Source organism: Cryobacterium gelidum, assembly GCF_004403985.1.
Lineage (GTDB): Bacteria > Actinomycetota > Actinomycetes > Actinomycetales > Microbacteriaceae > Cryobacterium > Cryobacterium gelidum.
Map to the genome: position 1 here is coordinate 186,051 of NZ_SOHL01000008.1, position 18,454 is coordinate 204,504.

Here is an 18,454-nt window from a genome sequence, read left to right on the forward strand (position 1 = left end):
GGTTAGACTAAAAGCGCCTGGATCATCCGGCACACCCCTACTTTCAATCCGACCAGTACCCCGGCGCCTACCCAGACGCCACCCCGACAAATCAGGAGACAGTTGTGGCCCTAATTGAGGCAGTAGACGCACGCGAAATTCTCGACTCGCGCGGCAATCCGACCATCGAGGTCGAGGTTTTGCTCGGCGACGGAACGGTCAGCCGTGCCGCTGTGCCGTCTGGCGCGTCCACCGGCGTCTTCGAGGCCTATGAGCTGCGCGACGGCGACAAGGCCCGCTATCAGGGCAAGGGCGTGTTGAAAGCCGTCGAAGCCGTCATCGACGAACTCGGCCCGGCGGTCGAAGACATTGACGCGACCGACCAGCGCATCGTCGACCTCGTGCTCATCGAAGCCGATGGCACCGACAACAAGGAACGCCTCGGCGCCAACGCCATCCTCGGCGTCAGCCTGGCCGTGGCGAAGGCCGCAGCCAGCTCAGCCGGTCTGCCGCTATTCCGCTACCTTGGCGGCCCGAACGCGCACACCCTGCCGGTGCCCCTGATGAACATCATCAACGGCGGCTCGCACGCCGACAACGACGTCGACATCCAGGAATTCATGATCGTCCCGCTCGGTGCGGAGTCGTTCAGCGAGGCCCTGCGCTGGGGCGTGGAGGTCTACCTCTCCCTCAAGGCGCTGCTGCAGTCCAAGGGCCTGTCCACCGGCCTCGGCGACGAGGGCGGCTTCGCCCCCAACCTGCCGAGCAACCGGGCCGCGCTCGACCTCATCGTCGAAGCCATCAAGATCGCCGGTTACGTTCCCGGCAAGGACATCGCCCTCGCCCTCGACGTCGCCGCGAGCGAATTCTTCAAGGACGGCAGCTACAACTTCGAGGGCAAGAAGTTCTCGGCCGAAGAGATGAGCGCGTACTACGCCGAACTCGTCACCGACTACCCGCTGGTCTCCCTCGAAGACCCGCTCGAAGAAGACGACTGGGATGGCTACGTGCACCTCACCGCGTCGCTCGGCGACAAGGTGCAGATCGTCGGCGACGACCTGTTTGTGACCAACCCGGTGCGCCTGGCCAAGGGCCTTACGCTCAAGGCTGCGAACTCCATCCTCGTCAAGGTCAACCAGATCGGCACCCTGACCGAGACAATGGACGCCGTGTCCCTGGCGCAGCGCGCCGGCTACACCGCGATCATCTCGCACCGCTCAGGCGAGACCGAAGACACCTTCATCGCCGACCTCGCCGTGGCAACGGATGCCGGTCAGATCAAAACCGGCGCCCCGGCACGCAGCGAGCGCGTCGCTAAGTACAACCAGCTGCTGCGCATCGAAGAAGAACTGGGCGAGGGCGCGGTCTACGCCGGCCGCGCGGCGTTCCCGCGGTTCACCGCGTAAACCTGGCCCAACACGCACGAGCGGGCCCCGACCACCGGACTGTGGGCTGGTCAGGGGCCCACAGCGTCACTCGGTACCATTTTCGAACAGGACCGCACCGAAAACAGTGAGAGGAGTTGCCGTGGAGCCGAAACGACCGGGGTCCGCCTCGCAGAAGTCTGCACCGCGGCAACCCGCTGTCGCACATGCCGAAACTCCCGCCGGTGGCTGGCTGCGCAGCATCCGTTTCTCCGGTTTTTCACTGGTGATGATGGTCGTTCTCGTGCTCGCCGTCGTGGTGCTCGCGCCGAGCCTGCGCACCTACGCCGAACAGCGGCAGCAGATCAGCCAGCTCAGCGCGACCGTCGCCGACCAGAAGGCCGAGGTCGATCAGCTGACGAGTCAGCGCGAAAGGTGGAACGATCGCACCTACGTCACGACGCAGGCGCGCGAACGACTGTCGTACGTGCTGCCGGGCGATATCAGCTTTCTCGTCATCAACGATCTGCCGGCCGTCGCCCCGCTCGAAGCGGAGGCGGCACCGGTCAGCACCAATATTCAAAGCACCACAATTGATTGGCTGGGTTCCTTGTTCGCCTCCACCATGACTGCCGGGCTCGCTCCGCAAGCCGCAGTACCAACGACGGATATCCCCGGGCCGGTAGCACCGTGACCCGGCCTCCGTTCGACCCGTTCTCCTCGGCCGACATCGACCTCGTCTCGGCCCAGCTCGGTCGCCCGGCGCGCAACGTCGTCGGCATTGCTGCCCGCTGCGTCTGTGGCGCGCCGACCGTGGTCGCTACCGCGCCGCGTCTGGCCGACGGCACCCCGTTTCCCACCCTGTACTACCTCTGCCACCCGGCTGCGACCGCAGCGATCTCCTCGCTCGAGGCCACCCAGGTCATGAACGAATATAATGACCTGCTCGCCGACGATGACGATGTGCGCGCCGCCTATGAGCGCGCGCACGCGAGTTTTCTATTCGACCGCGACCAGCTGGGCAGCGTGCCTGAGATCGCCGGAATCTCATCCGGCGGCATGCCGAGCCGGGTCAAATGCCTGCACGCCCTGGCCGCACACTCCCTGGCTGCTGGGCCCGGCGTGAACCCGATTGGCGACCTCGCGCTTGAGCGCGCTCCCTGGTCGCCGGAGGTCTGTGTCTGTCTGGACTACTCTGCCGCTCCGCCGACAGTCGAGCCCGGGCCGGCTCGGGCGTGACCGTGATCTCCCAACGGGTTAGCACCGGCGTCGGCCTGGTCCTGGCCACGGCCCTGTTTAGCGGTACCGTCGGCGGCTCCGTCATGCTCGACGCGCCTGCCGCCCGCGCCGACCAGATTCGCGACCTGCAATACTGGCTCACCGACTATGGGTTCTCCGAGGCCTGGAAGACCACCCGGGGTGCCGGCGTCACCGTTGCCGTCATCGACTCCGGGGTCAACGGCAGCGTCGTCGAGCTGAACGGCGTCGTGACCGGGGGAACGGATGTCTCCGGCCTCGGCTCTGCCAATGGCCAGACTCCGGTCGCCGGTGACGATGACGACGGCGAACACGGCACTCTCGTGGGCTCGCTGCTGGCCGGTCGAGGCACCGGGGACGGCACCGGTCTCATCGGGGTTGCCCCTGAAGCCTCCATTCTGGCGGTCTCGGTTGCGTTCGGCAGCACCCGTTCCGCCGTGAGTAACGATGACCAGATTGCGCAGGGCATCCGCTGGGCCGTCGACAACGGTGCCGACGTCATCAATATGTCGCTGACCCGCAACACGCTGTACTGGCCGAAGAGCTGGGACGACGCCTTTCTCTACGCCTTTGAGAACGATGTTGTCGTCGTGGCCGCCGCCGGCAACCGGGGGAGTGGCACCACCGAGGTGGGCGCCCCCGCAACGATCCCCGGCGTGCTGGCTGTCGGCGGGGTGGATCGCAACAAGACGGCGAGTTTCGACGCCTCCTCACAGGGCATCACGATTGCCGTTTCAGCGCCGAGTGAGAAACTCGTCGGGGTCATGCCCGATTCGACCTACGTGCAGTGGGATGGCACGAGTGCGGCCGCGCCGATCGTGTCCGGGCTGGTTGCCCTGGTGCGGTCCGCGTATCCCAACCTGGATGCGGCGGGCGTCATAAACCGCGTCATCGCCACGGCGAACGCGAACGGGCAGACTGTGCCGAGCCCGATCTACGGCAACGGGCTGATCGATGCCGCCGCCGCCGTGACCCGCTACGTCGCCCCAGCAACCGGGGCCACCCCCACGGAGCTGCTGACGGAATGGATCACGCTGCACCGCCGCGCTGAGATCGAGGTCGTTCCCACCGAGGTTCCCGTCGCTGAAGCGCCGGCCGCTGCCGCGGAAGACCCCGCGCTGCCGGCCCAAAACGTGCTCACTGCCTGGCTTCCGAGCCAACTGACCTTGACCTATATCAGTCTTCCGCTCGCTGTCCTCGTGGGGTTTGGTATCCTAGTAACGTTGTTCGGCATTGGGGCCGTTCGGTATCTCAAGCGAATTCGGCGCAACCCCAAAGATTTCGCACCGTCATAATCATGTAGGAGGCCTTCTCATCGTGCCCAAAATTCTCATTGTTGGTGGCGGCTACGCCGGTTTTTACACGGCGTGGAAGCTTGAGAAGTGGCTGCGATCCGGCGAAGCCGAGGTCACCATTGTTGACCCGCTGCCGTACATGACGTACCAGCCCTTCCTGCCGGAGGTCGCTGCCGGGTCCATCGAGCCGCGTCACGCGGTCGTGTCGCACCGTCGTCACCTGAAGAAGACCAACATTGTCTCCGCCAAGGTCACGCACGTGAACCACGCCGAGAAGACCGCCACGATCACACCGCCGATCGGCGAGCCGTACGAGTTCAAGTACGACATCGTCGTGGTCACCGCCGGTGCTGTGTCGCGCACGTTCCCGATCCCGGGCGTCGCCGACCAAGCCATCGGCCTCAAGACCATTGAAGAGGCGGTCGCCATCCGCGACCGGGTACTCACTAACTTCGACAAGGCCGCCGCTCTTCCGGCTGGCCCTGAGCGCGACCGTTTACTTACCTTCGTCGTGGTCGGTGGCGGTTTCGCCGGCATCGAGGTCTTCGCCGAGTTGCGTTCCTTCGCCACGTCGCTGCTCACTCTCTACCCGGAGATCAGCTTCGAAGAGACCAACTTTCACCTCATCGAGGCCATGGGCCGCATCATGCCCGAGGTCTCGCTCAAGACGAGCCTGTGGGTCATCGACAACCTGGCCGGTCGCGGTGCCCAGATTCACCTCGACACGCAGCTGACCAGCGCGGCCGACGGCAAGATCGAGCTCTCCAGTGGGGAGACCTTCGAGACCGACCTCATCGTCTGGACCGCCGGCGTCATGGCGAACCCGACGATCGTTCGTCACACCGACCTGCCCATCGAAGAGCGTGGTCGCCTGCAGGTTCGCGCCGACCTGCGCGTCGGAACCGAAGACGACATCATCGCTGACGCCTGGGGCGCCGGCGATGTGAGCTGCGTTCCCGACCTCAGCGGTGGCGGCGTTGGCGGAAACTGCGTGCCCAACGCCCAGCACGCCGTGCGCCAGGGCAAGCTGCTGGCCAAGAACATCGTCGCCGTGTTGCGGGACGAAACCCCGGTGCAGTATTTCCACAAAAACCTCGGCGCAGTAGCCGGCCTCGGCGTCGGAGTCGGTGTGTTCCAGTCCGGCAACCTCGCCATCACGGGTCTGCCGGCCTGGTTTGCTCACCGCGGCTACCACGGACTGGCTATGCCGAGCTGGGAACGCAAGCTGCGGGTCGTCGGGGGCTGGGTCAACAACGTGGTGCTCGGTCGCGATGTCGTATCGCTGAGTGCCACCGCGAACCCGCGCGCCGTGTTCGAAGAGTTCGCTTCGCGTCCGAAGCCGCCGGCCCCGGCCGAAGCCCCCGCTGCTGCGCCCGCCGCCAAGGCCCCGGTAGCTCCGCGTGCACCCCGCGCGCCGCGCAAGCCCACGGTCAAGGCTCCTGCCGCGAATGCTGCGGCGCCCGCCGCGAAGACTCCGCTTGCGGAAAAGGCGGCAGCCGAGGCATCCGCTTCGAAGTAACGTTTTCGGTGGGTGCTGCCGGGCGATACCCTCGACCGACAGTACCCACGTTCTCACCGCCCGTTATCGGGCACGCCCCCATAGCCCAATTGGCAGAGGCAGACGACTTAAAATCGTCACAGTCTGGGTTCAAGTCCCAGTGGGGGCACCACAAATATTTCTTTGTTGATCGTGGTTTTAACTCGGCAACGGGTGCCTCAGGTGCCCTGTTCGCCCACATTTGTAATCATTCGGGCACGATCGAGGGTGTCATTTTTCGAAGTCGTCTGCACAGCTCCCTCCGGCCACCGACGAACTCGCCTCAATTTCCGTAAGCCGAAATCCTTGCGGAACGCAAGTATTCGCGAGGTGGTGCAAGGCTGCGGGAGGAGCTCGTGAAGCGATCGTCCTCCGGGATGTTGTGCAAGGCAGGTGGGAGGATTGGCCGCATGGTGCAACCACTGCCCGCCGTCGTGTATCTGTGAGCCGCGACTCCGCTCACAGATTTACTAAACCATCGAGAGAGGCCATCACACTGCTGAAGGGGCTTAATATCGAGGGAGACGCCCACTTGGGGACAACCGTTCGACACCATTCTCGAGTCGCCTTAGATCCCGCCCAGCCATCCACCAGACCTCGCCGGTTACCGTGCTGCTGGCCATGCAGTCTGAATAGCCGGGCTGGACGCTGTTGCGACGACCGGCTGAATCCGCCGTCCCCATTACGGCACCCTTCGTCACGCTACGTTCGGAGTCATGTGGAAGACATTTGTTCGACAGGCGACGGCCGACAATCTGGAACTTCTTGAAACGATCGAGAATGAAGCTGACGCGCTGTTCGCGACCGTGTTCTCGATAGTCGGCTGGCGGACTGCTCGTTCATATGTCGAGCCATCACAGCAGGGTGGCTTCATCCTCGTAGCCTGCGACGATCCGGGATCGAACCCGATCGGGTTTGCCCACGTCCTCGAAGTCCCTGGCAGCAATCGTCTTGAGCAGCTATCGGTCAGGCCGTCAGCGGCGCACCGCGGGCATGGGCGCGCACTCGTCGAAGCAGTCAAGAGGGAATCACGACTGCGCGGATGCAAACGCGTCACCCTGCGAACCTTCGCGGACGTTCCACGGAACGCCCCTTTCTACTCGAGCTGGGGTTTTCTCGAGCATGATCCCGATTCTGATTTTCTTCGAGATCAGTTATTGGCGGAGCAAAAGCGAGAACTCGGGTACGGCCGGCGTATTCAAATGAACTTCGACCTGACTGATGAGTTGCCCCGCTGAGGGTCCCTCCTGTGAGCCGGCCGGCTGACCTCAGAACGGAGGACACGGGAACCGCGATCTGCGTCGCACATCATCTCCACCACGAACGCCTTGATCGAAAACCACTACGGGGTGAGTACTTCGCCCAACAGAATCTTTTCATCGAAAAAAGCGATGAAATGTTCCAACACTTCACTGCTGTTCTATCTGCCGAGGAGAACCCCGTGCACGAAGATGATCGCCGGAAATGTCGCGGTGAAGGCCCAAAAGAAAGTGTCGAGGCCAATCAGTACGGCTGTTCCGAGATGGAGCATGGCCCCGGCAAAAAGCAGCGCTACCAGTACGCCAGGGGGAGCCACAACGGCTACGGGAAAAATGATCTCCACGACGATAACTGACCATCCGACGAAGCCTCCAAGCCAAGGTCGTCTACGAAGTACGGCTGCGGCCGTGGAGTGTCCATAAGTAGCGGTGTTGAGAATGCTTTGCAGCGCTGATCCTTGACGCCACTGTGCGTTGGATATCTTCGATATTCCCGCAGCGAAATATGCCAACAAAGCCTGAGCCGCGATGAAATACAAACCCACGGCTTGAAAAGGACTCGACGTTGGGAGCAGGAAGGTGAATGCCAAGCCCGCAAGGATGATGAACGATATTTGATTGGAGCCATCTTTGCCATAGCGAATTTGATAGGCCAGGAAAATGCTTGATAGCAAAATGATCGTTGCGTAACTGGCGTAGAGCAGGTTGCTTTGAAACGGAATGATTAGCGCTATGGAACAGACGATTCGAGCAATCACAACAATACGTAGCCACACTGAGCCGCTGTGCCCGACCATCCATCCACTTGACGCACCGTGTGACCTAGCGAGGATCTGTCTGCTATTCCAGTCAAACAGCCCGCTCGAGCCGAATTCTTTCAAACTCAAAAGCAATTGCAAAGAACCTTGAAGAATGCCTATTCCCACGATTACGGCGGTAATTCGTGCGGCGCTTTCGATTGTCAACATGGCTTATGACACCGGGTGAGTCAGCGAATAAAAACGAACGCGTGGCACAGAGGCTCCGCTTGGACCGCGTGTTTCAACCAAAGCAAACTGGTAGAACGCCTGCGACGACAATGAACCTCCGAGTCGCTTGCGCGCAACGTCAAGCAAGATTATGTATGGCGCGGTGAACTGAAGCCGCTCTGTAGAGCAGTTGATACTGGAAAGCGCCAGCAGCTGAAACAATTCGATCATGCCCTCTCGGTAGCGTTTTCGAGGGTTCCAAAGGGGAAAGAGAATTCCTCTCGGGGATAAATTCAACTCCAACCATGGACTGACGCTCGTTTCATCGTCGCGACTGCGATAAACAAAGTGATAGTTACTCGCACCGGGATCTGGCGTAAAAAATGACCATTTTGGTATGAGTGTGAACCGGTCAAACCGTGTAGTTAGCCGGCTGAGCCGATTATTTTTCTGAAAAGCGATCGTCAGTAAAAACCAGACAGAGAAAACAACGATTCCAATAACGCCGAATACGGAGCTTGCAATATCAATTATCATGTGACCTTCCTCAGATCGAATCGGTCGGCGAACGGTTTGTAACGGAAGCGACTTGACGAACGAACTCGTGGCGGGATCGTTTACCGATTCTGGTAGCAGGCGGCTGTTGATGATTTGAGAATACGCAGCAGAGTTCTGGTCATTTCGATCGGGCGGCACTTGTGTCCGCTTGGTAGGCCCGAAGGGCCTCCAACGTCTGTGCCGATCGGTGCTCTACAGGAACTTCTGCAAGCTCTTCGCTCATACCCTCTATGTCGCAACGGATAGCAGAACCGCCGTCCGTGACGATCCAGTCGTCATTGGGGTCGACAGGGGTGATGAGGCTGTCGAGGGTCGAGAGTTCGAGATCGGTGAGGCTGATAGCCATGTGTGTTCCGTCTTTCGGGCTCGGAGAAATCGTGTCGACGCGCTCTCACTATGAATCCAGGGTGACTTGCGGCCGCTCATAATCAAGCGGGCCGTTCCACAGAAAACCGAGTCGTATCGGTTCAACTACTAGTGTCTATTCTGAAAATCATCTTTCGTCAACTATGAAAACAAAAAAACTGTAGATATATCGGCTCGTTATGGGAAGGCCCTGCAGCGATGTGTTCTGGGGTAGCGGAGCATCAACCCGCCATCCCTGCTTAGTGCGATTGCCTCCTGACGGCCGGGAACCTCTGGCATGCCGTTCAAGGTTGCCCTTGAGGAACGCGCCCAGGGAGAGATTCTCGCACGGCTGTTCCTGAATGCCGATCGGTCATTCACGATCGCCGAACTCGCTCGCGCCGCCAAAGCACCATATGCGAGCGCTCACCGAGAAGTCTCTCGCATCATCCAAATGGGACTTGCCAGCACGGAGAAGCGCGGTCAGTTTGTCGAGATGCGAGTGCGCGCGGATGCACCCGCCTCCCGGCGCCTCGCTGAGTTGCTCGCTCTGACGTATGGGCCGGCCGTCGTGATTCCCCAGCATCTGACGGGGATATCCGGAATCGATCAGGCCTTCATCTACGGTCCTGGGCCGCCCGCCGCGCCGGGGAGCCGGGTGACGTTCCGGCAGACATCGACGTGCTCATCGTCGGGAACCCGCCCCGTGGCGCATGCAACGAGGCGGCACGCCTCGCGGGCGCCAGTCTTGGACGTGAGGTGAACGTGCGAATCGTAAGCGCGGCCGCGTGGGAAGCTGCCAGCACGGACCCGTTCTTGCGCACGCTGACCGAACGTCCGTTCGTGAGTCTTGAACTTCGGGAGGATCAGCCATGATCAACCGTTGGGACCATGGGAGAGCCGAGGTCGAGCAGCTTCTCAAACCAGGCCGCCTCATGCGGGTCGCCGCCAACCGCGACTTCGCCGAACGTCACCTTGCGCAGGCCTAGGTGCACCTCACTGCAGCAGCGACCCTACCTATTGACCAGTGAACTGGCCGCAACGTGCCCTCGGGGTTGCCCACACTTTGCTCACACTTTACCCACAAACGTAAGAAAATGACGTGATTGTGGCACTGCCCAAGTGATCAAAGAACGTTGATCTTACGGGGAAGTTGCCCGTTCGCCGGGCGGTGATTGGCCCCGCAATTGGGTTCAAGTCGCAGTTCCGGCACCATCAGAAATATTGGCCGACGTCACGTTGAGGGCCCGGCCACATCAATCCGCTCCGAGCTGCGGCAGCGGCAGAGTCCATTTCTTGGAAGGTCCTGCGACGAAAAGAGGGACTCGTGGGCATTATCATCGTCGCGACCGGCCACGGCTGGCGGCCGTTCCTGGTGGGAGCGGGTACGGCTGTGGTGCTCGGCACCGCAGCCTCCCCGGTGTATCTGGGGGTGCATCACCCGTCCGACGTGGCGATGTCGATCGTCGATTCGATCGCCGCGGCGTCGTTGGTGAATGCTGCATTGATGCTGTTGATGGCACACTTGAGCGAACGTCGATCCGGCCTCCGCGCTGGACGCCCCTATGGAGGAATCTCGCATGCCCGGTGAGATCATGACTCGCGCTCGACTGTTGCTGATCGAAGACGATGCAAAGCTCGGGCCCATGATCAAGGACGTGCTCACGGAGATTTACGATGTCACACTGGTCGCCGACGGTGCGGAAGGTCTCGCCGTCGGCCTTGCCGGCGAGTTCGAGGTGATGGTCATCGACCGGCGCCTGCCCGCGCTGGACGGTCTGGGAGTCGTGAAAGCCCTCCGCCGCAAGCTGATCACCACCCCCATCCTGCTCCTCACGGCGCTGGGGACCACCGGCGACAAAGTGGCCGGGCTCGATATCGGCGCCAACGACTACCTCGTCAAGCCATTCGAGTTCGAAGAGCTTTTTGCCCGGTTGCGAGCCATCCGTCGGGTCTTCACCGGGGAGGGTCGCACCTTGCTCGTGGGTGGGTGGGAGTACTATCCGGACAGTCGTACGATCTATTCCCCATATGACGGACGCATCCTGCTGACAATCAAGGAGAACGAAGTACTCAAACTCCTGGCTGAAGCCCCGAAGCGCACATTCTCCCGCCAGCAGATCCTGCACGCCGTCTTCAGCACTACAGACACCACCGGAACGGTGGATACCTACGTGCACTACCTCCGGCGCAAGACAGACACCAACATTGTTCTCACCGTGCGTGGTCAGGGCTACCGCTTAGGACAACCATGACCCGTAGCAGAAGACTCCCCGTCGCTGACAGTGACATCCTTGCCATCCGTCGGGCCTCACGTATCGTCGGTACTCGCATCGCGGCCGTCTGCGCGGCCGTTGTCGCGGTCGTCATCCTTGCCGTGTTCGTCTACATCCTGTCCGAAATTTCGCCCAGTGAGCTGTTTGAACGGGTGCCGGACACCGACAACCTGCAGGTCAGCGCCGTCAAGCTTCTGCGCGCGGCCATGATTTTGGGCGTGGCCCTGATCCTGCTGGCTGGCGTGATGAGTTGGCTGGTCACCCGGCGAGCCGTGCAACCCCTCGGCGAGGTGCTGCGCATCCAGCGCGCCTTTGTCGCCGACGCGAGTCACGAACTGCGAACCCCGCTCGCGGTGCTGGATGCCCGCCTGCAAATTCTGCAACGCGCCCTGCCTTCAGGCGACCCATCAACCGCGGTCGTCGCGGAGTTGCGCAGCGATGCGAAGGACCTCATCCACATCGTCAACGAGCTTCTCGAATCGGCGGAAATCGGTGGTGCGGCGATGCAGGACACTGGCATCGTCGATGTGCTCGCTGCGGTTGATGTCGCCGTGCAGTCGATGGCGCTCATCGCTGTCAAGAAACACATCACCATTGCATTGGATGCTCCGGATCCCGGGTCTGCGCGCATGCCAGCATCCAGTATGACCCGGTGCGTCGTGGCCCTGCTGGACAACGCGGTGCGGTTCGCGCCGAGTGGATCTGTCATCACCGTGCACGTGGCCGTGACTAAGAAGACGGTGTCGGTCACGGTGCGTGACCACGGCCCCGGTATTCAAGGTATCGACCCGGCCCGTGTTTTTGATCGGTTCGCACACTCCGGTGCTCCGGTGGACGGCGGTGGTAATGCCCGCACCGGGTTTGGTATCGGCCTGTCCCTCGTGCGGGAGATCGCGGTGCGCTACGGCGGATCTGTGGACGTGGTGGACAGTTCCGCCGCGGGCACGGAGATCGGGCTTACATTTCCGCGGGCGAAGCAAATATGACTGGGGGCGGCGATCGACCGGCACCCCTTAACTGGACAGCGATACCACGGCGGTCCAGGTGACCCCGTAGTCGTCGCTGGCGGCAATCCCGGTGGCGTCCGCGACGAGGATCCACAAAGAGGAGCCGCCGACGGCGGTGAACGCTTCGGGAGTACGACCGGTCGTTCCGGTCTGCGTCCACGTCTCGGCGTCCTGTCGCCAAATCCCGCCACTGGGGTCCAGACCGACCAATCCTCCGCCAGCATCGGCGCTGACAGTATCCACCAGGAGAAGCGCCGGAGCTCCAGCCAGTGGGCTGAACGATCGGCCCGCATCGATGCTCATCATGAGCCCCGAAGCCGTTGTGGCATAGAGATGATCGGCCTGTGACGGATCCGCGCTCAGGTCGCGGAGTTCGAGCACCGCTCGCGACGACCAGGTGAGGCCGGAGTCGTCACTGACCGAGATCTCCCCAGCGGCGGCGTCATAACCGTAGACGCGCAGGGAGCCGTCGTCGAGCGGGACGGCATCCAGATCGTGAAAGTCGGTCAGGCCCTCCCGCGACAGTGCCGTCCAGGACGACGCACCGTCTGTACTGGAAATGAGTCCCAGATTGGGGAGGTCCAGGTCGGTCTGCTCAGCCGGGTCAGGGTGGCCAGACGCCAACAACTGGCCGGGCGCTGCCACGGTGAATCCCATCGTGTCCTGGGCGCGGCCGGCGATCTGCACGGGCTGGATCGTGTCGGCTCGTGGCGCCCCGGCCAGATAGGTGTCGGGCAGAACACTGGTCGGGATGAGCCATACGCCCTGGTGGGTGGCCGCATAGGTATGACCGGTCAGGGGATCGGCGCCCAAACCGTGCACATGCTCAAAAGCATTCTCAACCGGGTCGGTGTCCGGCGCAACCGCGATCGAACCGGGGGCAGTGGCAGCGCACCCCGTGAGGGCAATGATGCCCACAAGGGGTAGGGCCAGTGCACAAATTCGGAGTCGTGACCGGCGAAATCTAGCCAAGAGTGACTCCTCGGGCGCTCATGAAGGGCACGGCATCGATACCGTCACCGTCGCTGCGGGTTTCAAAATGCACGTGGCAGCCGCTGGACGCACCCGTCGATCCCACCAGGGCAATGATTTCACCGGCCACGACGAGCTGTCCGACGTCGACGAGGAGCTGACTGTTGTGGGCATATCCGGTCTCGATGCCGTTGCCGTGGTCGATGAGAACCCAGTTGCCGTAAGAGCCTTGATAACCGGAGTCGACAACTTTTCCGCCATTCGCGGCGAACACCGGCTGGCCGCAGGGAGCGGCAATATCGGTGCCATTGTGGAAGTCGCCCACACCGTCAACGGGCTTGTTCGGGCGCGAACCAAACGGACTCGATAGTCGGCCCAAAACGGGTAACGCCCAGCCCTGATCGCTGAGCTGCCCCGGACTCAGGCTGGCCCATTCCCCGTTGCTGGCGACTTCGGTGTACGACGCGGGTTCGGGTGCTTCCGTAATGGTGTACCCGTCGCGCTGGATGGGTGCCGTTGTGGTGCCGCCAGCACTGACGCTTTGGAGATCGCCTGCCTCGGCCGCGGCAGGCGTTGCGGCTTGCGGTGTGTGCGGGTCGACCGCAAGCGCGGGCAGAGACGTGCTGATCGCGAAGAGAGCGATCATCGCCATGGCGCTGACGGCCGCAGCACGTTGACGCTGTGGGACGGGCCGGCGAACTGCTCGCGCCGGCGGTGCGGCTGATTCAGTTGGGCCGGATCGGCGCGCGCGGAGCTGGTTCTCCAATGTGCGCATGTCGCGGCGCGACAGTGGTGGCAGCGCTCCGGAGGCTTGCGGCGCCGTGGCGACGTGACCGGTGTTATCCACGGAGCACCGCCTCGGGAACACGCGTCAGTCGAGGAAATTGACGGCAATGCATAAATAAGTCCTTGCAGGTGATTCAGAAAACGGGAAATGATCTCGATAGCGGGGGCTTCCAGCGGAAGCCCCCGCCTGGAACAAGCCGGTTTAGGGCGCGGCCAGGAGCGTGGCCATGACGGCGAGTTCAGCCGTCTGAGTCTTGACGATGTTGGCGGCCATCGCCCGCGCATCCGCATTTTCGCCGTTATCGATTTCGAGCTGCGCCATCGCCACAGCACCCCGATGGTGCGCAGTCATCTGTTGCAGAAACACGGTCCTGGCCTCTGTTCCGGAGGCGTCGCGGAGCGTCATCATGTCATCGTCGGACATCATTCCGTTGGAGCCCTCACCCATGCCCGACATGCCCGACATGCCGGACATGCCGTTCTCGTCTTCGCCCCACGCCGTCAACCAGTCTTTCAACTGGGCGATCTCCGGTTTCTGAGCGGCCTTGATCGCGGTCGCAAGGGCGGTGACGTTTTGATCGAGACCGTCTTTCGCGAGCAAGTCGTCGCTCATTGCAACGGCTTGTTCGTGGTGGGGGATCATCCCCTGTGCAAACGTCACATCGGCGGCATTGAACGCGGCTGTCGTTTGGCTGCCGGTAGGGCTCGCAGGCGCCGTGGCGGAATTGCCGCCAGCGCACGAGCTGAGGGTGAGAGCTGCCGCCAGGGACACAGCAGCGTAGAAAAAAGTTCGCGGTTTGAGCATCATTCATCCATTCGTCGTCAAGCATTTGAAACCCGAGTGGCCGAGGTTCGGCAGAGTTCCGATTCACGTACTGGCTCGGAACTGCGGCAGGTCTAAACGCGGCTGATGGACAGAAGGGTAAGGCTGGGACGGGGGAGCGGTACGGCAATGATGCGCCATATTCCCAGAGCGGCGCCACCGAAATCGAGCGGGCGCCGATACCTGGCCGGGGGTCGAGTCAGGGAAACCATGACGACGAGGGTGAGCAGCAGTACGCAGGTCATCGCGAACAACGCGCACCCAAGCGATCCATCAAAGCTGTCGGAAGACATCGAAGCCAGCACCGGTGCGGCCAGGACAGCCGCCATGACCATAACGTCTGCCTGTTGGCCGGCAAGTGCTGACGCGGCGGGGACCGGTGTGTGCATGGCATGCCCGGTGGCCTCGGAATGGAAGGCGAAAACTGCGAAAAGCAGCGCAGCAAGAGCGAGTAACGAGATGAAAGGCGATAGAGAGCCGGATGCGCCTGTCCGACGTACCGCGCGATCCAACGTCATGTCACCTACCTCTTTGCCTTCAGCTCGAGGATGGCCTGCCAACCTCAACCCGGTTAGCGTACCGCACGCCCAGCGGTGAATCCTGAGCGTGGGTTTTCACGACGGTGCACCACAGGCCGGCGATCAGTTTCCGCATCAGAGGTTCCAAAAGGTCGGTGTGACCTGAAACGCGCGTACCGATCAGCGCAAACGGTCGAGGTAGCGCAGAATGACACCCTCCCGCAGCGCCCAGGGCGACACCTCGAGTTCCGCGGCCCCGAATGCGGCCATCGCCGCACCAAGCACGATGCCGCCGGCCACGATCTGAAAGGTGCGGTCCGCGGTGATTCCGGGCAGCGCCGGGCGGGCTTCAGCCGGAATGCGGGCTAGGCGCGGTACCCAGTCCTCGAGTTCGGTGCGGCCGAGGCGCAGCCGGTCGGCGGCGCCTACGCCATCCGAGGTGGTACCAGCCAGGCGGGCGAGCGAACGGATCGCCTTCGACGAGCCGACGATGTGGTGCGGAGGTGGCAAGTGCGCGAACGCGCCGACCGCATCGCGCAGAACGGATGCCGCGTGCTTGCGCAATGCAGACACTTCCTCCGGCAGCGGAGGATCGTGGTGCAGAAAGCCGATCGTGCTGCGCCCGGCACCGAGCGGGAGCGACAGGGCCACGTCGGGAAATTCGCTGCCGCCGGCGGCGATCTCCAACGACCCGCCACCGATGTCGAAGAGCAGAATATTGCCGGCCGACCAGCCGTACCAGCGCCGGACGGCCAAAAAGGTCAGACGGGCCTCGTCCTCGCCCGACAAGACCTGCAGGGCGACACCGGTCTCGCGTTCGATCCGGTCGAGCAGCTCCGGGCCGTTGGTCGCGTCGCGCAGCGCCGAGGTGGCGAACGGCAACAGTTCGTCAACGTCGTGCTGCTGGGCGACATCCGCTGCGTGGTGCACGGCGGAAAGGACCGCCGCGACACCCTCGTCATTGATGGCGCCCTCGGGGGTGATGTAGCGCATGAGGCGCAATACGCTCTTGTCGGCGGCCATCGGCACGGGCGGGGCGCCCTCGTGCGCGTCGACAACCAGCAGGTGGACGGTATTCGAACCGACGTCGAGAACTCCTAGGCGCACATGTGTACGCTACAGCCTGCAGCGTGCTAACGCCGAAGCGGTTCGACGAACCGCTGCCAGGTCCAGGCGCTCGCGCAGACCGCGGCGAAGGTTGCGGCGACGATCCAGAGCGCCGTCCCGGTGCCGTCGCTCTGGACTTGCTCGACCAGCGGGGCAAGCGCCGCGAACAAGATTCCGTAGGCGACAACGGTCAGGCCGGTCCACACCAGCGGCGACCAGGCCAGAATGCGGTGCCCGCTGGTGTGGCCGATGGGCACCATGATCAGGACAGCCGAGCCGATGGCGGCGAGCACGATCGTATTGCCCGTCTCCGCGGCGAGCGAGGTGACGAAATCATTCGCGCCGGGCAGCAGCGACGCGAGCGACCAGGCGAGAACGGCCAGCACCGTGAGAGCCCCCACCCGCACCGCGGCGAGCTGGCCGCGCTGCGCACTCGTGGGCTGCGCGCCAGCCAGGCCCGCAGCATCCGTTGTGGCTGACAGGGTGACACTGCCGAGCAGCCCGAACAACAGGGCCGGATGCACGTCGAACACCCGGGACGCGATCGCTGCGGCCGCGATGAGCAGCAGGTACCGCGGTAGAAACGTCACCGTTCCGCGCAGGCGCAGCACGCGCGAGCTCCACCACAACGGGACAAGGCTGGCCACCGCGTTGACCAGCGTGAGCCCGATGATTACGGCGACCAGCAGACGCAGGTACGCCGGCTGGTCCACGATCGGCCCGGACAGCATGACGAATGTTGCCGCAGCCAGCAGGGCCGCGCCGGCACGCACCCACCTGTTGAGCCGCAGCGTCGGTGCGACCTCAAATTCTTCGCGCACCCGGTTGCGACCCGCCAGTAGCGGCAGCACCCGGCGTGGACGGCCGTCACGCGTGCGCGAAATGGTGCCCGCGAGCATGCGCGAGGGCACCGCGATCAGCAGTAGCGCGCCGAGAGCGAGCAGGCCGGCTTGAAACCAGGGAAACGGCGAGCCGCTGCCGCTCGGGCCGATGGCCGCGGCAAACCTGGTCGGGTCATCCCACTGGCCGGGCAGAGCGGATGTCCCCTCCGCCACTTTCGGGCCCGCAGCTCTCGGCTCCTTAGCTTCCGGGGCGGGCGCGCCGGTACTTGGCTCCGGGCTCGGCGACGGCGTGGCCGTCGCGCCGGGCACGGCCGCCGAACCCTCCGGTGACGGCGCGGCCGCTCCGCCCGGAGCCGCCGTGCCCGATGGCGTTACAGGGGCGGACTCAGAAGGTGTCGCAGTCGGGGAGGTGTCGGAAACGTAGCTGACCGACACGGGCGTGCTGCCCGGGCTGACATTACCGGCGGCATCCTGCTGCACGGCGCTCACCGGATACGATCCGGCGGCCACTCCGCCAGCCGAGCAGCTCCAGGTTCCGCCGACCACCGGGGCGGAGCAAACCGAGTAGGCGCCGGCGAACACCGTCACGGTGGCGCCGGTTTCCCCGGTGCCGGTGTACTGAGCACCGGCAACGGAAACCTGCGCGCTACCACTCGGAGTAGTCACGACCGGCGCCCCCGGTGCGGTCACGTCGAACACGATCGTGACCGGTGTGCTGGAGTTCGACGATGAGGGGCTGCTGAACGAAGAAATCTGGTTTGCCGTCACTTCCCGGCTGCCGTTCGTGAGGAGGCCCTCGAACAGGCAAGCCCAGGTGCCGGAACCGTCCACGGTGCCGGAGCAACTTTCACCGTTCGGCAGAAATGCCGTCACTATGGCCTGGGGATGCCCGGTTCCGCGCACCCAACCGTTGGATTCCGACCCGGTCAAGCCGCCGAGCACCGTGGGGGCGCCGAGGACCGCGACCGCAATCTCGTCGCTCAGAGTCGCTTCCCCGGTCACCACCACCCGCAGCTTGATCGTGGGGCCGTTCTGCAGGTAGACATTGGCGCAGCTCCACGCGGTCGACGAGTCATTGACGATGCACAACGGGTCACCGCCCCGCGGCGACAGCAATTGAATTTCCTGGTCAGCAGCCTTTGACCCCGTTACCGTGGTGCGATTACTGCTGATGAATTGCGCGTCGCCCGGGTTGTCGATCTGCGGACTGGGGGCTGGCGAAGTCGTCGCCTTCGGGATGGGCTCGCCGGTGGGCGGCGCGGTCGAGTCCACCGTCGAGTCCACCGTCGAGTCCACCGTCGAGTCCACCGTTGATTGGGGCGCAGGAGTCGCCGGGGCCTCTTCGGCCCTGGCCGTGGACAGTACGGGTGCCGCGAGGGCAATCGCACAGCTCAACAGCAGAGCGGCGACCGCTGCACGGCTGCGGACGTGTCGGGCGCGCGCCTGGGCGCCCCAGACCGCGACACGAGCCGATTCGGACACAGCTACCCCCTGACCCTAGTTCAGGGCTATCTGGCGGTAAAGTCAACCTCCCACACACCGAGAAAGTAACAAACCAGAA

General features: G+C 63.3%; 19 protein-coding genes and 1 tRNA gene. 11 read left to right on the plus strand and 9 right to left on the minus strand.

Annotation, left to right across the window (positions count from 1 at the left end; translation table 11 throughout):
• The first annotated feature begins 104 nt into the window (after positions 1-104).
• The 7 genes from eno to E3T50_RS05035 all read left to right on the plus strand — a co-directional run bounded on the left by eno (position 105) and on the right by E3T50_RS05035 (position 6,670).
• A complete protein-coding gene (eno, locus tag E3T50_RS05005) occupies positions 105-1,385 on the plus strand; it encodes a phosphopyruvate hydratase (protein ID WP_134550857.1) in 1,281 nt (426 codons plus the stop codon).
• A 121-nt stretch (positions 1,386-1,506) separates the two neighbouring features.
• On the plus strand, positions 1,507-2,037 hold the full coding sequence (locus tag E3T50_RS05010; protein ID WP_134550858.1) for an FtsB family cell division protein: 531 nt from the start codon (positions 1,507-1,509) through the stop codon (positions 2,035-2,037).
• A complete protein-coding gene (locus E3T50_RS05015) occupies positions 2,034-2,582 on the plus strand; it encodes a DUF501 domain-containing protein (protein ID WP_134550859.1) in 549 nt (182 codons plus the stop codon). The genes E3T50_RS05010 and E3T50_RS05015 overlap by 4 nt, the downstream gene beginning before the upstream one ends.
• The gene (locus tag E3T50_RS05020) at positions 2,579-3,895 is read left to right on the plus strand and encodes a S8 family serine peptidase (protein ID WP_338145339.1); all 1,317 of its coding nucleotides are present in this window, start codon (positions 2,579-2,581) and stop codon (positions 3,893-3,895) included. Before E3T50_RS05015 ends, E3T50_RS05020 begins: the two co-directional genes overlap by 4 nt.
• Before the next feature lie 22 nt (positions 3,896-3,917).
• Positions 3,918-5,414, plus strand: a complete 1,497-nt coding sequence (locus E3T50_RS05025; protein WP_134550860.1) for an NAD(P)/FAD-dependent oxidoreductase — start codon at positions 3,918-3,920, stop codon at positions 5,412-5,414.
• Between the two features lie 74 nt (positions 5,415-5,488).
• Positions 5,489-5,565: transfer RNA gene (locus E3T50_RS05030), tRNA-Leu, on the plus strand.
• Positions 5,566-6,148: 583 nt separating this feature from the next.
• A complete protein-coding gene (locus tag E3T50_RS05035) occupies positions 6,149-6,670 on the plus strand; it encodes a GNAT family N-acetyltransferase (RefSeq protein WP_134550861.1) in 522 nt (173 codons plus the stop codon).
• A 182-nt stretch (positions 6,671-6,852) separates the two neighbouring features.
• Here E3T50_RS05035 and E3T50_RS05040 read toward each other — a convergent pair whose 3' ends face one another.
• The 3 genes from E3T50_RS05040 to E3T50_RS05050 all read right to left on the minus strand — a co-directional run bounded on the left by E3T50_RS05040 (position 6,853) and on the right by E3T50_RS05050 (position 8,563).
• Positions 6,853-7,659 carry a hypothetical protein gene (locus E3T50_RS05040; RefSeq protein ID WP_134550862.1) on the minus strand — a complete coding sequence of 269 codons (807 nt, stop codon included), beginning with the start codon at positions 7,657-7,659 and terminating at the stop codon, positions 6,853-6,855.
• A 3-nt stretch (positions 7,660-7,662) separates the two neighbouring features.
• Positions 7,663-8,196, minus strand: coding sequence for a hypothetical protein (locus E3T50_RS05045; RefSeq protein ID WP_134550863.1), 534 nt, complete (start codon positions 8,194-8,196; stop codon positions 7,663-7,665).
• A 139-nt stretch (positions 8,197-8,335) separates the two neighbouring features.
• Positions 8,336-8,563: a hypothetical protein gene (locus E3T50_RS05050; protein WP_134550864.1), complete on the minus strand. Its 228-nt coding sequence runs from the start codon at positions 8,561-8,563 to the stop codon at positions 8,336-8,338.
• A gap of 297 nt (positions 8,564-8,860) precedes the next feature.
• Here E3T50_RS05050 and E3T50_RS05055 point away from each other — a divergent pair, with 297 nt between their 5' ends.
• The 4 genes from E3T50_RS05055 to E3T50_RS05070 all read left to right on the plus strand — a co-directional run bounded on the left by E3T50_RS05055 (position 8,861) and on the right by E3T50_RS05070 (position 11,824).
• Positions 8,861-9,325, plus strand: a complete 465-nt coding sequence (locus tag E3T50_RS05055; RefSeq protein ID WP_134550865.1) for a hypothetical protein — start codon at positions 8,861-8,863, stop codon at positions 9,323-9,325.
• 564 nt (positions 9,326-9,889) lie between these two features.
• Positions 9,890-10,153 (plus strand): hypothetical protein, encoded by a 264-nt coding sequence (locus E3T50_RS05060; RefSeq protein WP_134550866.1) that lies wholly within the window; start codon positions 9,890-9,892, stop codon positions 10,151-10,153.
• Positions 10,143-10,817, plus strand: coding sequence for a response regulator transcription factor (locus E3T50_RS05065; protein ID WP_241990768.1), 675 nt, complete (start codon positions 10,143-10,145; stop codon positions 10,815-10,817). Before E3T50_RS05060 ends, E3T50_RS05065 begins: the two co-directional genes overlap by 11 nt.
• A complete protein-coding gene (locus E3T50_RS05070) occupies positions 10,814-11,824 on the plus strand; it encodes a sensor histidine kinase (protein WP_134550867.1) in 1,011 nt (336 codons plus the stop codon). Before E3T50_RS05065 ends, E3T50_RS05070 begins: the two co-directional genes overlap by 4 nt.
• 27 nt (positions 11,825-11,851) lie before the next feature.
• On the opposite strand, the gene E3T50_RS05075 is transcribed toward E3T50_RS05070, so the two are convergent.
• The 6 genes from E3T50_RS05075 to E3T50_RS05100 all read right to left on the minus strand — a co-directional run bounded on the left by E3T50_RS05075 (position 11,852) and on the right by E3T50_RS05100 (position 18,375).
• Entirely contained in the window at positions 11,852-12,763 is a 912-nt protein-coding gene (locus tag E3T50_RS05075) for a F510_1955 family glycosylhydrolase (protein ID WP_206751311.1), read from the minus strand.
• Between the two features lie 46 nt (positions 12,764-12,809).
• Positions 12,810-13,664 carry a M23 family metallopeptidase gene (locus tag E3T50_RS05080; protein ID WP_134550869.1) on the minus strand — a complete coding sequence of 285 codons (855 nt, stop codon included), beginning with the start codon at positions 13,662-13,664 and terminating at the stop codon, positions 12,810-12,812.
• Positions 13,665-13,805: 141 nt separating this feature from the next.
• Positions 13,806-14,411 carry a DUF305 domain-containing protein gene (locus tag E3T50_RS05085; RefSeq protein WP_241990769.1) on the minus strand — a complete coding sequence of 202 codons (606 nt, stop codon included), beginning with the start codon at positions 14,409-14,411 and terminating at the stop codon, positions 13,806-13,808.
• An 89-nt stretch (positions 14,412-14,500) separates the two neighbouring features.
• Positions 14,501-14,755 (minus strand): hypothetical protein, encoded by a 255-nt coding sequence (locus tag E3T50_RS05090; protein ID WP_134550870.1) that lies wholly within the window; start codon positions 14,753-14,755, stop codon positions 14,501-14,503.
• 369 nt (positions 14,756-15,124) lie between these two features.
• Positions 15,125-16,051: a Ppx/GppA phosphatase family protein gene (locus E3T50_RS05095; protein ID WP_134464216.1), complete on the minus strand. Its 927-nt coding sequence runs from the start codon at positions 16,049-16,051 to the stop codon at positions 15,125-15,127.
• 26 nt (positions 16,052-16,077) lie between these two features.
• The gene (locus E3T50_RS05100; RefSeq protein WP_134550871.1) at positions 16,078-18,375 is read right to left on the minus strand and encodes a hypothetical protein; all 2,298 of its coding nucleotides are present in this window, start codon (positions 18,373-18,375) and stop codon (positions 16,078-16,080) included.
• Positions 18,376-18,454 lie beyond the last annotated feature (79 nt).